Annotated in this window: 15 protein-coding genes and 1 pseudogene; 9 read left to right on the top strand and 7 right to left on the bottom strand. The window is 72.1% G+C overall.

All coding sequences use genetic code 11. The features are described from left to right. Positions 1–448: 448 nt before the first annotated feature. The gene (locus ACCP09_RS31580) at positions 449–2,212 is read right to left on the bottom strand and encodes a DEAD/DEAH box helicase (protein ID WP_017983720.1); all 1,764 of its coding nucleotides are present in this window, start codon (positions 2,210–2,212) and stop codon (positions 449–451) included. Positions 2,213–2,424: 212 nt separating this feature from the next. Between ACCP09_RS31580 and ACCP09_RS31575 the strand changes: the two genes are divergently transcribed. Then, positions 2,425–3,516, top strand: a complete 1,092-nt coding sequence (locus tag ACCP09_RS31575; RefSeq protein WP_027935072.1) for a YihY/virulence factor BrkB family protein — start codon at positions 2,425–2,427, stop codon at positions 3,514–3,516. Here the strand turns inward: ACCP09_RS31575 and ACCP09_RS31570 are convergent. Further along, positions 3,477–3,731, bottom strand: a complete 255-nt coding sequence (locus ACCP09_RS31570; RefSeq protein WP_017983722.1) for a DUF3039 domain-containing protein — start codon at positions 3,729–3,731, stop codon at positions 3,477–3,479. The two genes, ACCP09_RS31575 and ACCP09_RS31570, sit on opposite strands and share 40 nt — an antisense overlap. A gap of 75 nt (positions 3,732–3,806) precedes the next feature. Between ACCP09_RS31570 and ACCP09_RS31565 the strand changes: the two genes are divergently transcribed. The 4 genes from ACCP09_RS31565 to ACCP09_RS31550 are packed head-to-tail and all read left to right on the top strand — an operon-like array spanning position 3,807 to position 6,494. Further along, entirely contained in the window at positions 3,807–4,187 is a 381-nt protein-coding gene (locus ACCP09_RS31565; protein ID WP_433752360.1) for a tautomerase family protein, read from the top strand. A gap of 16 nt (positions 4,188–4,203) precedes the next feature. Beyond that, entirely contained in the window at positions 4,204–4,713 is a 510-nt protein-coding gene (locus tag ACCP09_RS31560) for a pyridoxamine 5'-phosphate oxidase family protein (protein WP_027935070.1), read from the top strand. A gap of 12 nt (positions 4,714–4,725) precedes the next feature. Then, complete coding sequence (locus tag ACCP09_RS31555; RefSeq protein WP_378336931.1) at positions 4,726–5,631, top strand: pseudouridine-5'-phosphate glycosidase; 906 nt, start codon at positions 4,726–4,728, stop codon at positions 5,629–5,631. Next, the gene (locus ACCP09_RS31550; RefSeq protein ID WP_378336930.1) at positions 5,628–6,494 is read left to right on the top strand and encodes a carbohydrate kinase family protein; all 867 of its coding nucleotides are present in this window, start codon (positions 5,628–5,630) and stop codon (positions 6,492–6,494) included. Before ACCP09_RS31555 ends, ACCP09_RS31550 begins: the two co-directional genes overlap by 4 nt. A gap of 308 nt (positions 6,495–6,802) precedes the next feature. Here ACCP09_RS31550 and ACCP09_RS31545 read toward each other — a convergent pair whose 3' ends face one another. The 4 genes and pseudogenes from ACCP09_RS31545 to ACCP09_RS31530 form a co-directional block, all read right to left on the bottom strand. After that, positions 6,803–7,138 (bottom strand): DUF3099 domain-containing protein, encoded by a 336-nt coding sequence (locus ACCP09_RS31545; protein WP_084022778.1) that lies wholly within the window; start codon positions 7,136–7,138, stop codon positions 6,803–6,805. A 54-nt stretch (positions 7,139–7,192) separates the two neighbouring features. After that, positions 7,193–8,293 (bottom strand): M20 family metallopeptidase, encoded by a 1,101-nt coding sequence (locus ACCP09_RS31540; RefSeq protein ID WP_433752357.1) that lies wholly within the window; start codon positions 8,291–8,293, stop codon positions 7,193–7,195. A gap of 10 nt (positions 8,294–8,303) precedes the next feature. Then, a complete protein-coding gene (locus tag ACCP09_RS31535) occupies positions 8,304–8,858 on the bottom strand; it encodes a DinB family protein (protein ID WP_027935065.1) in 555 nt (184 codons plus the stop codon). Beyond that, a pseudogene (locus ACCP09_RS31530) lies at positions 8,855–10,136 on the bottom strand (amidohydrolase). Before ACCP09_RS31530 ends, ACCP09_RS31535 begins: the two are co-directional and overlap by 4 nt. Positions 10,137–10,185: 49 nt before the next feature. On the opposite strand from ACCP09_RS31530, the gene ACCP09_RS31525 reads away from it, so the two are divergent. From ACCP09_RS31525 to ACCP09_RS31510, 4 genes are all read left to right on the top strand, one after another. Continuing rightward, positions 10,186–11,667 (top strand): DUF7059 domain-containing protein, encoded by a 1,482-nt coding sequence (locus tag ACCP09_RS31525; RefSeq protein ID WP_433752355.1) that lies wholly within the window; start codon positions 10,186–10,188, stop codon positions 11,665–11,667. Then, positions 11,664–12,089: a D-aminoacyl-tRNA deacylase gene (gene dtd / locus ACCP09_RS31520; protein ID WP_017983732.1), complete on the top strand. Its 426-nt coding sequence runs from the start codon at positions 11,664–11,666 to the stop codon at positions 12,087–12,089. Before ACCP09_RS31525 ends, dtd begins: the two co-directional genes overlap by 4 nt. A gap of 244 nt (positions 12,090–12,333) precedes the next feature. After that, positions 12,334–13,359 (top strand): sigma-70 family RNA polymerase sigma factor, encoded by a 1,026-nt coding sequence (locus ACCP09_RS31515; protein ID WP_026153319.1) that lies wholly within the window; start codon positions 12,334–12,336, stop codon positions 13,357–13,359. 350 nt (positions 13,360–13,709) lie between these two features. Next, positions 13,710–15,371, top strand: a complete 1,662-nt coding sequence (locus ACCP09_RS31510) for a fumarate hydratase (protein ID WP_364143258.1) — start codon at positions 13,710–13,712, stop codon at positions 15,369–15,371. Between the two features lie 46 nt (positions 15,372–15,417). Here the strand turns inward: ACCP09_RS31510 and ACCP09_RS31505 are convergent, their stop codons facing one another. Then, positions 15,418–15,855, bottom strand: coding sequence for an SRPBCC family protein (locus tag ACCP09_RS31505; RefSeq protein WP_017983735.1), 438 nt, complete (start codon positions 15,853–15,855; stop codon positions 15,418–15,420). Between the last annotated feature and the right edge of the window lie 5 nt (positions 15,856–15,860).

The following is a 15,860-nucleotide window of genomic DNA, read 5'->3' as shown; positions in this document are numbered from 1 at the left end:
CCCCCCCACCGCGACCCGCCGGCCCCATCAGAGCCAGCCCTGCGGGGCGCGACCGGGCGGGCCGATCGCGCCCACCGCGACCTGCCGGCCCCACCAGGACCCAACCCGCGGCGCGCAACCAGCCGGGCCAACCGGCCCCCACCGCAACCTGCCGGCCCCACCAGAGCCAGCCCCGCGGGGCGCGACCGGGCGGGCCAATGGCGCCCGCCGCAACCTGCCGGCCCCACCAGGACCCAACCCGCGGCGCGCAACCAGCCGGGCCAACCGGCCCCCACCGCAACCTGCCAGCCCCACCAGGACCCAACCCGCGGCGCGCAACCAGCCGGGCCAACCGGCCCCCACCGCAACCTGCCAGCCCCACCAGAGCCAGCCCCGCGGGCCCCGACCAGCCGGGCCGTGCCCGCCCCTCGCGATCACCAAGGTCGACCCCGTGCCGACCGAGCCCCTCTCACCAGGAGCGCAGCGTCGCGATCCGCTCCTCCAGCTGCTCCATCGTCGCCATCGCCGTGGGCGGGCCGCCGCACGCTCGGCGCAGCTCGTTGTGGATCGCGCCGTGCGGTTTGCGCGTGCGGTGGTGGTACATGCCCACCAGGGTGTTCAGCTCCTTGCGCAGCGCGGCGATCCGCTCGTTCACCGACTGCGGCCGCGGCGCCGGCGCCGGGACCTGCTCCTTCTCCGGCTTGCGGCGGCTGGCGTCGGCGAGCTGCTCCTCCTGCCGCTTGCGCAGCAGCGCCCGCACCTGGTCCGGCTCCAGCAGCCCGGGCAGCCCGAGGTACTCCTGCTCCTCCTCGCTGCCGGAGAACACCGCGGTGCCGAAGGAGTTGCCGTCGTAGATCACCTGGTCCAGCTCGGCCGAGGCGCCCAGCGACGTGAACGCCTTCTCCTCCTCGCCGGGCTCGTCCTCGGTGCGGTTGGCCTGCGCCAGCAGCTCGTCGTCCCAGCCGTCCTTCTCCCGGTGCGGCTTGCCGAGCACGTGGTCCCGCTGGGCCTCCAGCTCGCTGGCCAGCTCCAGCAGCACCGGCACGCTGGGCAGGAACACGCTCGCCGTCTCGCCCTTGCGCCTGGCCCGCACGAACCGGCCGATGGCCTGGGCGAAGAACAGCGGCGTCGACGCGCTCGTGGCGTACACCCCGACCGCCAGCCGCGGGACGTCGACGCCCTCGGACACCATCCGCACCGCGACCAGCCAGCGGTCGGTCGACTCGGAGAACTCGCTGATCCGCGCGGTCGCCTTCGGATCGTCGGAGAGCACCACCGTGGGCGCCTCGCCGGTGATCCGCGCCAGGATCTTCGCGTAGGCGCGTGCCGACTCCTGGTCGGTGGCGATGACCAGGCCGCCCGCGTCCGGGATGCCACCGCTGCGCAGCTGCTGCAACCGGGTGTCGGCGGCCTGCAGGACGGCGGGGATCCACTCGCCGCCGGGGTCCAGCGCGGTGCGCCACGCGCGGGCCGTCTGCTCGGCCGTCAGCGGCTCGCCCAGCCGGGCGGTGAACTCCTCCCCCGCGCTGGTGCGCCAGGACGCCTCACCGCTGTAGGCGAGGAACACGACGGGCCGGACGACTCCGTCGGCGAGCGCGTCGGCGTAGCCGTAGGCGTGGTCGGCCTTGCTGCGCAGGGAGCCGTCGCCGTCGGGCTCGTAGGTGACGAACGGGATGGGCGAGTCGTCGCTGCGGAACGGGGTACCCGTCAGCGACAGGCGCCGCACGGCCGGCGTGAACGCCTCGCGGATCGCGTCGCCCCAGCTCTTCGCGTCGCCGCCGTGGTGGATCTCGTCCAGGATGACCAGCGTCTTGCGGCCCTCGGTGCGCACGCGGTGCAGCGTCGGGTGCGCGGCCACCTGCGCGTACGTCAGCGCCACGCCGCGGTAGTCGGCCGCGACGGCGCCCTGGCCGTTGCGGTAGTTCGAGTCGATCGGGATGCCCGCCATCGCCGCGGACGCCGCCCACTGGTGCTTGAGGTGCTCGGTCGGGGTCACGATGGTGACCGCCTCGACCGTGCGGTCGGACAGCAGCTCGGCGGCGATGCGCAGGCCGAACACCGTCTTGCCCGCGCCCGGCGTCGCGACGGCGAGGAAGTCCTGCGGCTGCGTGCTCAGGTACTTCGTCAGCGCGCGGCGCTGCCAGGCCCGCAGCGGGCGGGCGGTGGAGTCGTGCTGGGGCTCGGGTGCGGCGAAGCCCTGACCGGTCCGATTACCCTGGGCCGTGTCCGACAAGGGATTCCTCCCCCTCCTCTCGCCGACGATGGAACGCGACATGCGAATGCCCCCACGGAACTGCCCGGCCGCGATGCCGGACGGGGGTGAGGGCGGCTCATCGGAGATTACCCGTCCCCACCGACAAGGGCCGCGAACGGCACGGCGGAGTTGAACACGCCACAGGTCTTGACAAGCCAAATCGCGCCGATTCCGCCATGCTTGGGGCTGACATGAGTTCACCGTCCGACGAGACGCCCGACGGCGCCGCCCGCCGCAAGGGTCCGGCGCGCCTGCTCGGGCGCACGCTGAACAAGGCGTGGGACGGCAACATCTTCTCCGAGTCCGCGGAGGCGGCGTTCTGGCAGACGCTGTCGCTGCCGCCGCTGCTGCTCGGGCTGCTCGGCAGCCTCGGCTTCATGGGCGACTGGTTCGGCCAGGGCTTCGTCACCGCGGTGCACGACCGGATCATCACGTTCGCGGACAAGATCTTCAGCGGCAACGTGGTGAGCCAGATCATCGAGCCCACGGTCGACGACATCCTGACCATCGGCAAGGGCGAGATCGTCTCGGTTGGCTTCCTGATCTCGCTGTGGGCGGGCTCGTCGGCGATGTCGTCGTTCGTCGACGCGATCACCGTGGCGCACGACCAGTACGGCGTGCGCAACGAGGTCTGGCAGCGGATCTACGCGCTGCTGCTGTACCTGGCGAGCCTGGTGCTGCTGGTGGTCGGCCTGCCGATCATCGCGATCGGACCGGACGTCCTGATCGACTTCCTGCCCGACGGCTGGGCGCCGACGATCACCACGTGGATCAGCTGGCTGTACTACCCGGTGATCGGGGTGCTGCTGGTCCTGGCCGTGGCGACGCTGTACAAACTGGCCCTGCCGCGCCGGCTGCCGTGGCACCGCGGGCTGCCCGGCGCGGTGCTGGCGATGGTGATCTTCCTGCTCGCGAGTGTCGGTCTGCGCGTCTACCTGTCGTGGATCACCAGCACCGGCTACACCTACGGCGCGCTGGCCACGCCGATCGCGTTCCTGCTGTTCACGTTCTTCATCGGGATGGCCATCGTCGGCGGCGCCTACTTCAACGCCGCGATCCAGGAGCTCTGGCCCGCGAAGATGACGCGCCGCCAGCGCCGCAGGTGGCGGCGGCTGGAGATGGAGCGCGCCAAGGAACGGCTGCGTGCGGAGTCGCCGTCACTGTGGGAGCGCACCACGCAGCCGTTGCGGAAGCCACGCAAGCAGGAGGAAGCTCCCGCGGCCGGGGAGGACGACCTGGCGGATCAGTCCTCGCCGTCGGGGCCGGGGCGCAAGCCCTCGTAGATCTCCTTGCAGGCCGGGCACACGGGCGAGCCGGGCTTGGGCGAGCGGGTGACCGGGAAGACCTCACCGCACAGCGCCACCACGTACGTGCCCATGACCGCGCTCTCGGCGATCTTGTCCTTGCGCACGTAGTGGAAGACCTTCGGCTGATCGCTGTCGGTCTCGTCGGTGGTCTCCGGGCGTGTGTCGACCTCGGGCAGCGTCTGGGTGCTCATGTGCCCATTTTGCCGCAGTACCTGTCGTGACCGACACTCTGGCCTTCTGTACCTACTGGTATGTACGGTGGTCGCATGCCACTCGTACGCATCGACGCCCTGCCCGTGCACGACGACGCCACCCTGACCGCGCTCGGGGACGCGGTCCACCAAGCCATGACCGAGACGATCGACGTGCCGCGGGACGACTTCTTCCAGATCCTCATCCGCTCCGACGGCCACCTCCGCTACGACCCCGGCTACCTGGGCATCCGCCGGGACGACGGCGTGGTGTTCGTCAGCATCACGATGCGGGTGGGCCGCACCTACGCGCAGAAGAAGGCGCTCTACGCGCGGATCGCGGAACTGGCGTCCGAACGGGCCGGGATCGAGCCGCGGAACGTGTTCGTCAGCGTGACCGAGAACCAGCCGGTGGACTGGTCCTTCGGGGAGGGCGTGGCGCAGTATCTGGGGTGAAGGGAGGGCTCCGCCGATGGCCGTTCCCCGCGCCACCCGCCCGCACATGCCCGGTTACGGCACCTTGCCCGCCGATCAGGGGACGGGACTGCTGCCCTGGTCCTGGGCGGAGAAGCGGCTACGGGACTCGCACGACTACTGGGTCGCGACCGTGTGGCCGGACGGCCGCCCGCACCTGATGCCGGTGTGGGCGGTGTGGCACGACGAGGCGCTGTGGTTCTCCTCGTCGCGCGGCGCGCGGAAGGTCCGCAACCTGCTCGCCAACCCGGCCGTCACGATCTCGACGGACGACGCGCTCAACCCGGTGGTGCTCGAGGGTGTCGCCAAGGTGGTGCGGGACACGGTGTCCGTGCGGGCGTTCCTGGACGCGGTGAACGCCAAGTACCGCACCGATTACGGCATGGCCTTCCTCGACCCCGGCGTCAACGCGACCGTACGGGTCCGCCCGCGGTGGGTGTTCGGGCTGGACGAGCGCGACTTCGGCGGCTCGCCCACCCGCTGGGACTTCACGCCGGACCGTCGGTGAAGATGGTCCCTCGTGACACCCCCGATATCGCTGGCCGACGAGGTCGCCGACGCCGTTCACAGCGGCCGCGCGGTCGTCGCGCTCGAAAGCACGATCCTGTCCCACGGCCTGCCTCCCGGCCGCAACCTCGCGGTCGCGAACCGGCTGGAGGAGACCGTCCGGAAGGCCGGCGCGGTGCCGGCCACCATCGCGGTGCTCGACGGCGTCGCGTACGCCGGCCTGTCCCGCGCGCAGCTGGAACGCGTGTGCGCGCCCGACGCCGGGCTGGACAAGCTGTCCCTGCGTGACCTGGGGCCCGCGATCGGCCTCGGCCGCTCGGGCGCGACGACGGTGGCGAGCACCTCGGCGCTCGCGCACGCGGCCGGGATCGGCGTGTTCGCCACCGGCGGGCTGGGCGGTGTGCACCTCGGGGCGGCCGAGTCCTGGGACATCTCCGCGGACCTCGGCGTGCTGGCGCGGGTGCCGGTGCTGGTGGTGTGCTCGGGGGTGAAGTCGGTGCTGGACATCGCCGCGACCCTGGAGGTGCTGGAGACGAACTCGGTGCCGGTGCTCGGGTACCGGACCGGCGAGTTCCCCGCGTTCTACCGGCGGACCTCCGGTTTCGAGGTGCCGTGGCGGGTCGACGACCCGGTCGCGGCCGCGGCCGTGGTCGCCGCGCACCGCCAGTACTCGTCGTCGGGGGTACTGCTGGCCAACCCGATCCCGGCCGAGGCGGAGATGGACGCCGAGCTGCACGACCGGCTGCTGGCTGAGGGGCTGGCGCTGCTGGAGTCGCGTGGCGTGCACGGCAAGGAGGTCACGCCGGTGCTGCTGGAGCACTTCCACACCGCGAGCGGCGGGGCGAGCCTGGACGCGAACGAGGAACTGGTGGTGTCCAACGCGCGGGTCGCGGCCGAGGTCGCGGTGGAGCTCGCGTGAAGGTCGTCGTGGTCGGGGACGCCGGGCTGGACGTCGTGGCCCGGCACGAGGGACCGATCGTCCACGGCGGCGATTCGCGGTCGCGGGTGCGGCTGGCCGGCGGCGGCGCGGGCGCGAACACGGCGGTGTGGCTGGCCGAGGCCGGCGTGGAGACCACGCTGGTCGCACGGGTCGGCGACGACGCCGGCGGCCGCACGGTGCGGGCCGAACTGGAGGCGGCGGGCGTGTCGTGCGCGTTCGCGGTCGATGGTGAGGCGCCGACCTGCGTGGTCGTGGTGCTGGTGGACGGTTCGGGTCAGCGGAGCATGCTGCCGGACCGGGGCGCGATGGCGCGGTTCGCGCCTGCGGACATCGACCCGGCGGTGCTGGACGGCGCGGACCACCTGCACCTGTCCGGGTACGTGCTGCTCGACCCGTCGTCGCGGCCCGCGGGGCTGGCCGCGCTGGCGGCGGCGAAGGAGGCCGGGCTGACCACGTCGGTGGACCCGCAGGCGGCCGCGTTGATCACGGATCCGCGGGCGTTCCTGGCGGACGTGCGTGGCACGGACCTGTTGCTGCCCAACACGGAGGAGCTGCTGGCGCTGACCGGTTCGGCGGCGCCGTCGGCGGCGAAGGCTCTGCTGGACGACGTCGGCGCGGTGGTGGTGACGGCAGGTCTGGACGGCGCGACGTGGGTGTCCGCGGACGGTGAGGTGAGCGTGCCCGCGGAGGAGGCGGAGTGCGTGGACTCGACCGGCGCGGGCGACGCGTTCGACGCCGGCGTGCTGGCGGCCTGGCTCCGCGGGGAGTCCACTGTGGACGTCCTGCGGTCCGGCGTGCGGCTGGGCGCGCGGGCGGTCACCAAGGTCGGCGCTCAGCCCTGACCCGCCCCCGCGAATCCCACGCTCAGCCCCGGGAGTTCCGCGTTCGGCCCGCGAGTCCCACACGCAGCTCCGCGAGTTCTGCACCCCGGGCGCGCGAGTTCTGCGGTCGGTCCGCGACCACGTGCCGACGCGGGAATGGCCGAGCGTGGAACTCGCGCCTGGGAGCGTGGAACCCGCGCCCGGCAGCGTGGAACCCGCGCCCGGGAACATGGACTCGCGCCCGGGAGGGAACCTCACGCCCGGGAACGCGGAACTCGCGCCCGCGGGAACGTGGGACTCGCGCCCGGGAAGGTGGGACTCGCGCGGGGTCAGCCGTCGATGATGCGGTGTTCGCGGTGCTCGATGGCCTTCGCGTTGCGCTGGTAGCGGTTGACCTTCTCCGACTTGCGCGGCGGGCGGTCGTTGGCGATCAGCACCGCGACCCACGGCAGCGGGATCGAGATGACGATGAACAGCAGCGCCAGCCACCACGTGTGGTAGAAGATCCCGGCCAGTACCAGGCACGGGAACCGCATGCCCATCATGAGCATGTACTTGCGCTTGCGCGCCGCGTGCTCGTCTTCGTAGGACGGGGCGGCCTCGGTGATGAGAACGGGGGCGTCCTCGTCGCCGGTGCCCCGGGGGGACCTGTTCACCGCGACCACCTCCTGTGCCCTCCATGCTGCCACTTCCCCCTCCCCGGCGATACTCGGGTGGCGTTAAATCCCGCACCACCCGGCACACACGCGCGTGAGGATCTCCACCGACTCGGCCAGCCGGGTGATGGAGCACCACTCGTCGGTGACATGCGCCTGCTCCGGCTGGCCCGGCCCGCAGATCAGCGTCGGCACCCCGCCCAGCGCGGGGGTCAGCACGGACGCGTCGGTGAAGTACGTCGCCGTCGCCACCTCCCCGCCCACGCCGGTGACCTCCCGGACGATCTCGGCCGCCGCGGCCGCCCACTCGTCGCCCGGATCGGTCCACACCGGCGGCAGGTCGATCAGCGGGCGCACCTCGACCCCCGCGACCGCGGCCAGCGACTCCAGCAACGCCGCGTGGTCCTGCCCCGCCACCGTCCGCACGTCCACCGTCGCCACCGCGCGGTCGGGCACCGAGTTCGTGTTCAACCCGCCGGTGAAGGTGCCCACGTTCAGCGTCGGCGGCCCCATCACCGGGTGCGGCTCCACCCCGAACCGGTACTCCGCCAGCCTGGACACCGCCGCGGCCAGCTTGACGACCGCGTTGTCCCCCAGGTGCGGCATCGACCCGTGCGCGGTCACCCCGGTGGCGAGCGCCTCCAGCCACAGCGCGCCCTTGTGCCCGTGGAACGCCGCGTTCGCGGTCGGCTCGGTGATGACCAGCGGACCGCTCGGCCCGAGCCGGTCCGCCACGAACCGTGCGCCCTGCGACCCCGTCTCCTCCGCCGCCGTCAGCACGAGCCGCAGCCCGGCCCGCCGCGGCCGGGACCGCGCGACCGCGACCGCGGCCGTCACGATCGCCGCCACCCCGGCCTTCATGTCGCTCACGCCGCGCCCGTACACGCGATCGCCGTCGGTCTCCCCGGCGAACGGGTCGCACTGCCACGGCGCGCCGCCCAGCGGCACCGTGTCGACGTGCCCGGACAGGCACAGCGGCGGCACGTCGTGCCCGATCTCCCATTCGGCGACCAGCGTGCCGCGGCCGGGTTCGTGCTCGAACACCTCGAGGCGGAACCCCGCGTCCCGCAGCAGCGGCGCCACGACCTCCAGCGCCGCGCTCTCCGCGTGGCCCACCGTGTCGACCGCGGTCAGCGCGCGGGTGAGTGCGAGTGCGTCGGTCACGTTCCCCTCCTCAGTGCCCGGTCCTGCCGTCGATCCGTTCGCGCAGCAGGTCGGCGTGCCCGTTGTGCCGGGCGTACTCGGCGAGCATGTGCACGATGATCCGCCGCAACGAGATCGGCTCACCGGAGGCCTGGTGCACGCCCGTGACGTCCAGCGACGGCGCGTCGGCGACGATCCGCCGGGAGGCCTCGCACTCGGCGCGCCACACCGCCAGCGCCTCCGCCGGATCGCCGTCCAGGCGCTCGAAGTCCTGTTCCGGGTCGTCGTCGGAGTAGTACAGGACCGGCACGTCCTCGCCGCGGAACTGGATGCGGAACCACCACCGCTCGACGCCGGCGAGGTGGCGCGCCAGGCCGTGCAGGGTCAGGCCGGAGGGCGGAATCAGCTTCTCGGACAAGCGGTCCGGCGCCACGTCCGCGCACTTGAGCTCGAAGGTCCGCCGGTGCCAGTCGAGGTAGGCGGTGAGGATCTCGCGCTCGTCACCGGTCTTGGGCAGGGGCGGGCGGGTGTCGTCCGCCCACGGCTGGGCGAAGTTGGCGGCGGGGATCGGGGCGCTTCCGGTCATGTCCCGAGCCTGCCACCACCCACCGACAAAAACGTGAGCGCGGCCACGACCAGCGTCTCCACCCCGGTCCGCAGCGTCGGGTGCAGCACCGGCGCGAACCGCGGCGAGTGGTTCGACGGGACGTCCCGCTCGAACCGGCCCTCGGCCATCGCGGTGAGCACGAAGTCCTGGTCAAGGCCACCGACCAGCCAGAACACCGACGGCGCCCCGGCCGCCCTGCCGAACTCGCCGAAGTCCTCGCTACCGGTGACCAGCGGCGCCTCGATGGTCCGGTCGGCGCCGAAGTGCGCGGTGAACGCCTCGGTGAGCGTGCGGTTCGCGCCCTCGTCGTTGCTGGTGACCGGGAAGGTCGCGATCGGCGTGATCTCCGGCGGCCGTGGCGCGCCCGCCGCGGCCGCCTCGCCCTGGACGATGCGCTCGATCGCGCCGAGCACCCGCTGCCGGACCTGCTCGTCGAAGGTGCGGACGTTGACCTCGAGCACCGCTTCCTCGGCGATGACGTTGGCCGCGGTGCCGACGTGCATCGACCCGACGGTCACCACGGCCTGCTCGGTCGCCGCGATCTCGCGGGACACGATCGTCTGCAGCCGCATCACGACCGACGCGGCCAGCACCGCCGGGTCGACGGTCGTCTCCGGCCGGGAGCCGTGCCCGCCGCGGCCGTGCAGCACGATCCGCAGCGAGTCGGTGGCCGCCATCAGCACGCCGGGCCGCGTCAGCACCCAGCCCGCCGGGCCGGGGACGACGTGCTGGCCGAGCACCACCGCGGGCGTGCCGACGAGGTCGAACAGGCCGTCGCGCACCATCGTCTCCGCGCCCTCGCCGACCTCCTCCCCCGGCTGGTAGACCACGATGACGGTGCCCCGCCAGCCGTCCCGGCCGCCGGCGAGCAGCCGCGCCGCGCCGTCCAGCCAGGTGGCGTGCATGTCGTGGCCGCACGCGTGCATCACCGGGACCTCGTCGCCGTCCGGGTTCGGCGCACGCACCTCGCTGGCGTAGGGCAGGCCGGTCTTCTCGGCCACCGGCAGCGCGTCGATGTCCGCGCAGCATCACGACCGGGCCGTCCCCGTTGCGCAGCACCCCCGCCACCCCGGTCCCGCCGATGCCGGTGTGCACCTCGTAACCGGCCTCGCGCAACCGGTCCGCGAGCTTCCCGGCGGTGCGGTGCTCGGCGAACGACAGCTCGGGGTTGCGGTGCAGGTCGAGGTAGAGCTCCTCCAGTCCCGGCAGGAGTTCGCCGAGCCCCGCGAGCACCGTCGCCCGGTCCGTGGTGGTCATGCGGCCATCTCAGCACAGCCGCGGCGCCCGCGTGGGAGGATCACCCACCGTGAGCATTCCGCGGTTCTCCGACGATTTCCTGGCCCGGCTGCGCGAGGCGTTCCAGCGCACCGGCTACGACGCCGACGGCGTGGTCGACGCCCTCGGCGGGGCGGCCCACGCGGCGCTGGGCCGCGGCGAGCCCGAACTCGCCTTCCGCGCCAGCGCGGACGCCGGCGAGCTCGGCACGCTCATCCGCCTGTTCCTGCTGGGTTCCGCCGAGCCCGAAGCGGCCGTGCGGGCCGCGCTGGCGCCGGTGGCGCTGGACGACGCGCTCGCCGCCGGTCTGGTGCGCGGACGGGAGCAGCTGCGCGCGGGCCTGGACGTGCGGCCGCACGGGGACGAGCAGGGCTCCTGGTGGGTCGTCTCGGACCTGGACTCCGACGTGCTGGGCGCGGAGGTCCCGCCGGACCACGTGCTCGGCGTCGGGCACGCGTCGCTGAGCCTGATCCGCGCCACGACCCGCCGCCCGGTGGGCAGCCTGCTGGACCTGGGCACCGGCAACGGCGTGCAGGCGCTGCACGCCACCCGGCACGCCCAGCGCGTCACCGCCACCGACGTGTCGGAGCGGGCGCTGGCGCTGGCGGACGCGACGTTCCGGCTGAACGAGCTGGACGTGGAACTGGTGCGGGGCGAGTGGTTCGCGCCGGTCGCGCGCCGCCGGTTCGACCAGATCGTGTGCAATCCCCCGTTCGTGGTGGGACCGGCGCGCGTCGACTACACCTACCGCGACTCCGGCCTCGGCGGCGACGACGCGAGCGCGCTGGTGATCCGCCAGCTGCCCGGGTTCCTGACCGAGGGCGGCACCGGGCAGCTGCTCGCCTCCTGGTTGCACGTCGACGGCGAGGACTGGGCCGACCGGGTGAGCCGCTGGCTGCCCGGCGGCACGGACGCGTGGTTCGTGCAACGGGACGTAGCCGACCCCGGGCTGTACGTGGGCACCTGGTTGCGTGACGCGGGCATCGACCCGCGCTCCGATCGCGGCCGGGCCAAGGCCGCGGACTGGCTGGACTGGTTCGCCGAGAACAAGGTCCACGGTGTCGGGTTCGGTTTCGTCACCCTGCGCCGGACGGACGCGGCCCACCCCACGGTGGTGTGCGAGGACCTGCGGCAGGCCTACGACGACCCGTTGGGCCCGGAGGCCGGCCGGTGGCTGGACCGCGTGACCTGGCTGCGGGAGCACGGGCACGACCTGCTGGACGCGCGCTTCCGGGTGCCGCCGACGGTGCTGCTGGAGCGGGTGTCCGCGCCCGGCGACGAGGGCTGGGACACCACGGTGCTGCGGCTGCACCGCTCCGACGGCCCCGGCTGGCAGCACGAGGTCGACGAGACGGTCGCCGCGCTGCTGGCCGGCTGCCGGGGCGCGCTGCCGCTGTCGGACCTGCTGTCGCTGCTCGCGGCCGGGCACGGGCTGGACGAGGAGGCGCTCACCGAGGCCGCGCTGCCGCTGGTGCGGGAACTGGTCCGCCACGGCTTCCTGGAGGCGGTGTGAGAGCCGTCGCGGCACGGGTGACCGAGGCGAGCGTCACAGTCGAGGGCGAGGTCGTCGGCGCGATCGAGGAGCCGGGGCTGCTGGTGCTGCTCGGCGTCCACGTTTCGGACAGCGAGGACAAAGCGGTCACCATGGCGCGGAAGCTGCACGAGCTCCGCATCCTCCGCGACGAGGAGTCGTGCGCCACTTCCGGCGCCCCTTTGCTGGTGGTGAGCCAATTCACGCTGTACGGCGACACCCGCAAGGGGCGCCGTCCATCGTGGACGCAGGCGGCCCGTCCGGACGACGCGCTGGCGCTGTTCGACCGTGTCGTGGCGGAGCTGCGCGAGCGCGGAGCCCGTGTGGCCACGGGGAAGTTCGGCGCCATGATGGCGGTGCGCAGCGTGAACGACGGACCCTTCACGGTGCTCGTGGAGGTCTGAACCACTGCTCCACCGAAGCGGTCTCTCAGCAAAACCTCAGCTTTGGTGGAGCAACCCGGTCCGGTACCGCCTCGTCTTGAAGTCGAGAAGGCGGGAACGTTTTGGCAACGGCCGGCGTTGGAACCATTGTCCAGCCGACGAGCTGGACACCGCGGGGGTGGAGCACTCCACAGGATCCACCCACGCGGCGCAACAGCCGGTGTGACGCACCGAACGTGTCCGCCCGTGACCGGGGAGGCAGAACATGTCAGTACAGACTCTCGAGCGCCCGACTCGTGAGGTCCCCGAGCCCGAAACCGAGCCCGTCGAGTCCAGCGTACGCCCTTCGCCGAACCTCGACGCGGATCTCGACGCACAGGGCCCGGCCGCGGACCTCGTGCGGGTCTACCTCAACGGGATCGGCAAGACCGCGCTGCTGTCCGCCGCCGACGAGGTCGAGCTCGCCAAGCGCATCGAGGCGGGGGTGTTCGCGCAGCACATGCTCGACACCGCGCCGAAGCTGAGCCCGCAGCGCCGCAAGGAGCTCGAGGCGCTCGTGCGCGACGGCCACAAGGCCAAGAACCACCTGCTGGAGGCCAACCTCCGGCTGGTCGTGTCGCTGGCCAAGCGCTACACGGGACGGGGGATGCCGCTGCTCGACCTGATCCAGGAGGGGAACCTGGGTCTGATCCGCGCGGTGGAGAAGTTCGACTACTCCAAGGGGTTCAAGTTCTCGACCTACGCGACGTGGTGGATCCGCCAGGCCATCACTCGCGGCATGGCCGACCAGGGCCGCACCATCCGGCTGCCCGTGCACCTCGTCGAGCAGGTCAACAAGCTGGCCCGCATCAAGCGCGACCTGCACCAGCAGCTCGGCCGTGAAGCCACCAATGAGGAGCTGGCCGCCGAGTCCGGCATCGCCGTCGAGAAGGTCGCCGACCTGCTCGACCACGCCCGCGACCCGGTGAGCCTCGACATGCCGGTCGGCACCGACGAGGACGCCCCGCTGGGCGACTTCATCGAGGACTCCGAGGCCACCGACGCCGAGAGCGCGGTCATCTCGGGCCTGCTGCAGGACGACCTGCGCCGGGTCCTGGCCACGCTCGACGAGCGGGAGCAGCAGGTCATCCGGATGCGCTACGGCCTCGACGACGGCCAGCCGCGCACCCTCGACCAGATCGGCAAGCACTTCGGGCTGTCCCGCGAGCGGGTCCGCCAGATCGAGCGCGAGGTCATGTCGAAGCTGCGCCAGGGCGAGCGGGCCGAGCGCCTGCGCGCCTACGCCAGCTGACCCGTCCAGGGCAACCGGCAGGGCCACTCCGCCTACGCGGGGTGGCCCTGTTCGCGTTCCACGACAACCCGATCGGCAGTGTTGACGTATGACGTAGGTCACGTCACCGTGGAAGCAACGATTGGTGAGTTCTTCACGTCCTACGGACGGTTGGACTTCGCGGCGGGTGCCCTGTGCTCCCGGCCGCTTTCCCCGGAAGGTCGGGTCCGTCGGGGTGGGCCCGGCCTTCCGACTTTTCCGGGGTGGTTCGCGCCACGCGATCTCCGGCGAGGTGCGCGCCACACCTCTACGTGGGCAAGCACGCGCAAGCGGTAACGTCAAGGGCCCGAATTGCCTGCGAGGGAGCCCGAGTGACCACCACCACCTTCCAGTACACCGACGTGCTGCCGCTGGGTCCGGACCACGAGACCGAGTACCGGCTCGTGACGGCCGAGGGCGTCCGGGTAGTCGAGGCCGCCGGACGGAAGTTCCTGGAAGTCGACCCCGAAGCGCTGACCAAGCTCGCCCGGACCGCGATCACCGACATCCAGCACCTGCTGCGCTCGTCGCACCTGGCGCAGCTGCGCGCGATCGTCGACGACCCCGAGGCCAGCGGCAACGACCGCTTCGTGGCGATGGACCTGCTGCGCAACGCGGCCATCTCGGCCGGCGGCGTGCTGCCGATGTGCCAGGACACCGGCACCGCGATCGTCATCGGCAAGCGCAGCCAGGGCGTGCTCACCGGCGGCAACGACGAGCAGGCGCTGGCCCGCGGCATCTTCGACGCCTACCAGGAGCTCAACCTGCGCTACTCGCAGATGGCGCCGGTGACCTTCTGGGACGAGAAGAACACCGGGACCAACCTGCCCGCGCAGATCGAGCTGTTCCACAAGGACGGGACCGGCGACCCGAGCTACGAGTTCCTGTTCATGGCCAAGGGCGGCGGCTCGGCCAACAAGACGTTCCTCTACCAGGAGACCAAGGCCGTCCTGAACCCGAAGCGGCTGGCCAAGTTCCTGGACGAGAAGCTGCGCAGCCTCGGCACCGCGGCCTGCCCGCCCTACCACCTGGCGATCGTGGTCGGCGGCATGTCGGCCGAGTACAACCTCAAGGTCGCCAAGCTCGCCTCGGCCCGCTACCTGGACAACCTGCCGCGTGAGGGTTCCCCGCTCGGCCACGGTTTCCGGGACACCGACCTGGAGCAGCAGGTCCTGGAGATGACCCGGCAGTTCGGCATCGGCGCCCAGTTCGGCGGCAAGTACTTCTGCCACGACGTGCGCGTCATCCGGCTGCCGCGGCACGGCGCGTCCTGCCCGGTCGGCATCGCGGTGTCCTGCTCGGCCGACCGCCAGGCGAAGGCGAAGATCACCGCGGACGGCGTGTTCATCGAGCAGCTCGAGCGCGACCCGGCCCGCTTCCTGCCGGACGTCACCACCGACGACCTGTCCGACGAGGTGGTGCAGGTCGACCTGAACCGCCCGATGGACGAGATCCGCGCGCAGCTGTCGTCGCTGCCGGTGAAGACCCGGCTATCGCTGACCGGCCCGCTGGTGGTGGCCCGCGACATCGCGCACGCGAAGATCGCGGAGCGGCTGGAGGCCGGCGAGGAGATGCCGCAGTACCTGCGTGACCACCCGGTCTACTACGCAGGCCCAGCGAAGACTCCGGACGGCTACGCGTCCGGCTCCTTCGGGCCGACCACCGCGGGCCGGATGGACTCCTACGTCGCCCAGTTCCAGGCGGCGGGCGGGTCGATGGTGATGCTCGCCAAGGGCAACCGGTCCAAGCAGGTGACCGCGTCCTGCAAGGAGCACGGCGGGTTCTACCTCGGCTCGATCGGCGGCCCGGCGGCGCGGCTGGCGCAGGACTGCATCAAGAAGGTCGAGGTGCTGGAGTACCCGGAGCTGGGCATGGAAGCCGTGTGGAAGATCGAGGTCGAGGACTTCCCGGCGTTCATCGTCATCGACGACAAGGGCAACGACTTCTTCGCCGAGACGTCGGAGCCGGTGCTGCAGATCAGCTTCCGCTCCTGACCGGCTGACCGGAACGGGCGCCACCCACGCGGGTGGCGCCCGTTTTTCACGCCTGGAACAGGTTGACCAGCCGGTCGAGCGTCTTGTCGATGGCCTGCTTGTTCTTGCGCGGGAAGAAGCTCAGGTCGATCAAGAGCGGAATGCGCGCGGTGGACCAGTCGAAGGTCTCGGTGACCTCGGTCGAGCCGTCCTCGAGCGGTTTGAGCTGCCACCGCCAGCGGTGCCCGTTGAAGTGCCGCCAGGCGATCAGCCGGTTCTCGTCGAACTCGACGACCGTGTTGAGGATCTTGTAGTTCGCGCCCATCTTCATGTCCATGCCGAAGCGGGAGCCGAGCGTCAGGCGCTCCGGCCCGCCGCCCTGCGCGGCGAGGACCGTGCCGGAGCCGTCGATCAGCGGGTGTTTCGACGGGTCCGCGAGCAGCTCGAAGATCTTCTCCGGCGGGGCCGCGACGATCCGCGTGGCGGAGACCTGGCGTTTCCTCATGCCCC

The sequence above is a fragment of the Amycolatopsis sp. 3B14 genome (assembly GCF_050958625.1).
GTDB lineage: Bacteria > Actinomycetota > Actinomycetes > Mycobacteriales > Pseudonocardiaceae > Amycolatopsis_E > Amycolatopsis_E thermoflava.
Note: the sequence above shows the minus strand (reverse complement) of the source record. Positions and strands in the feature narration are given on the sequence as shown.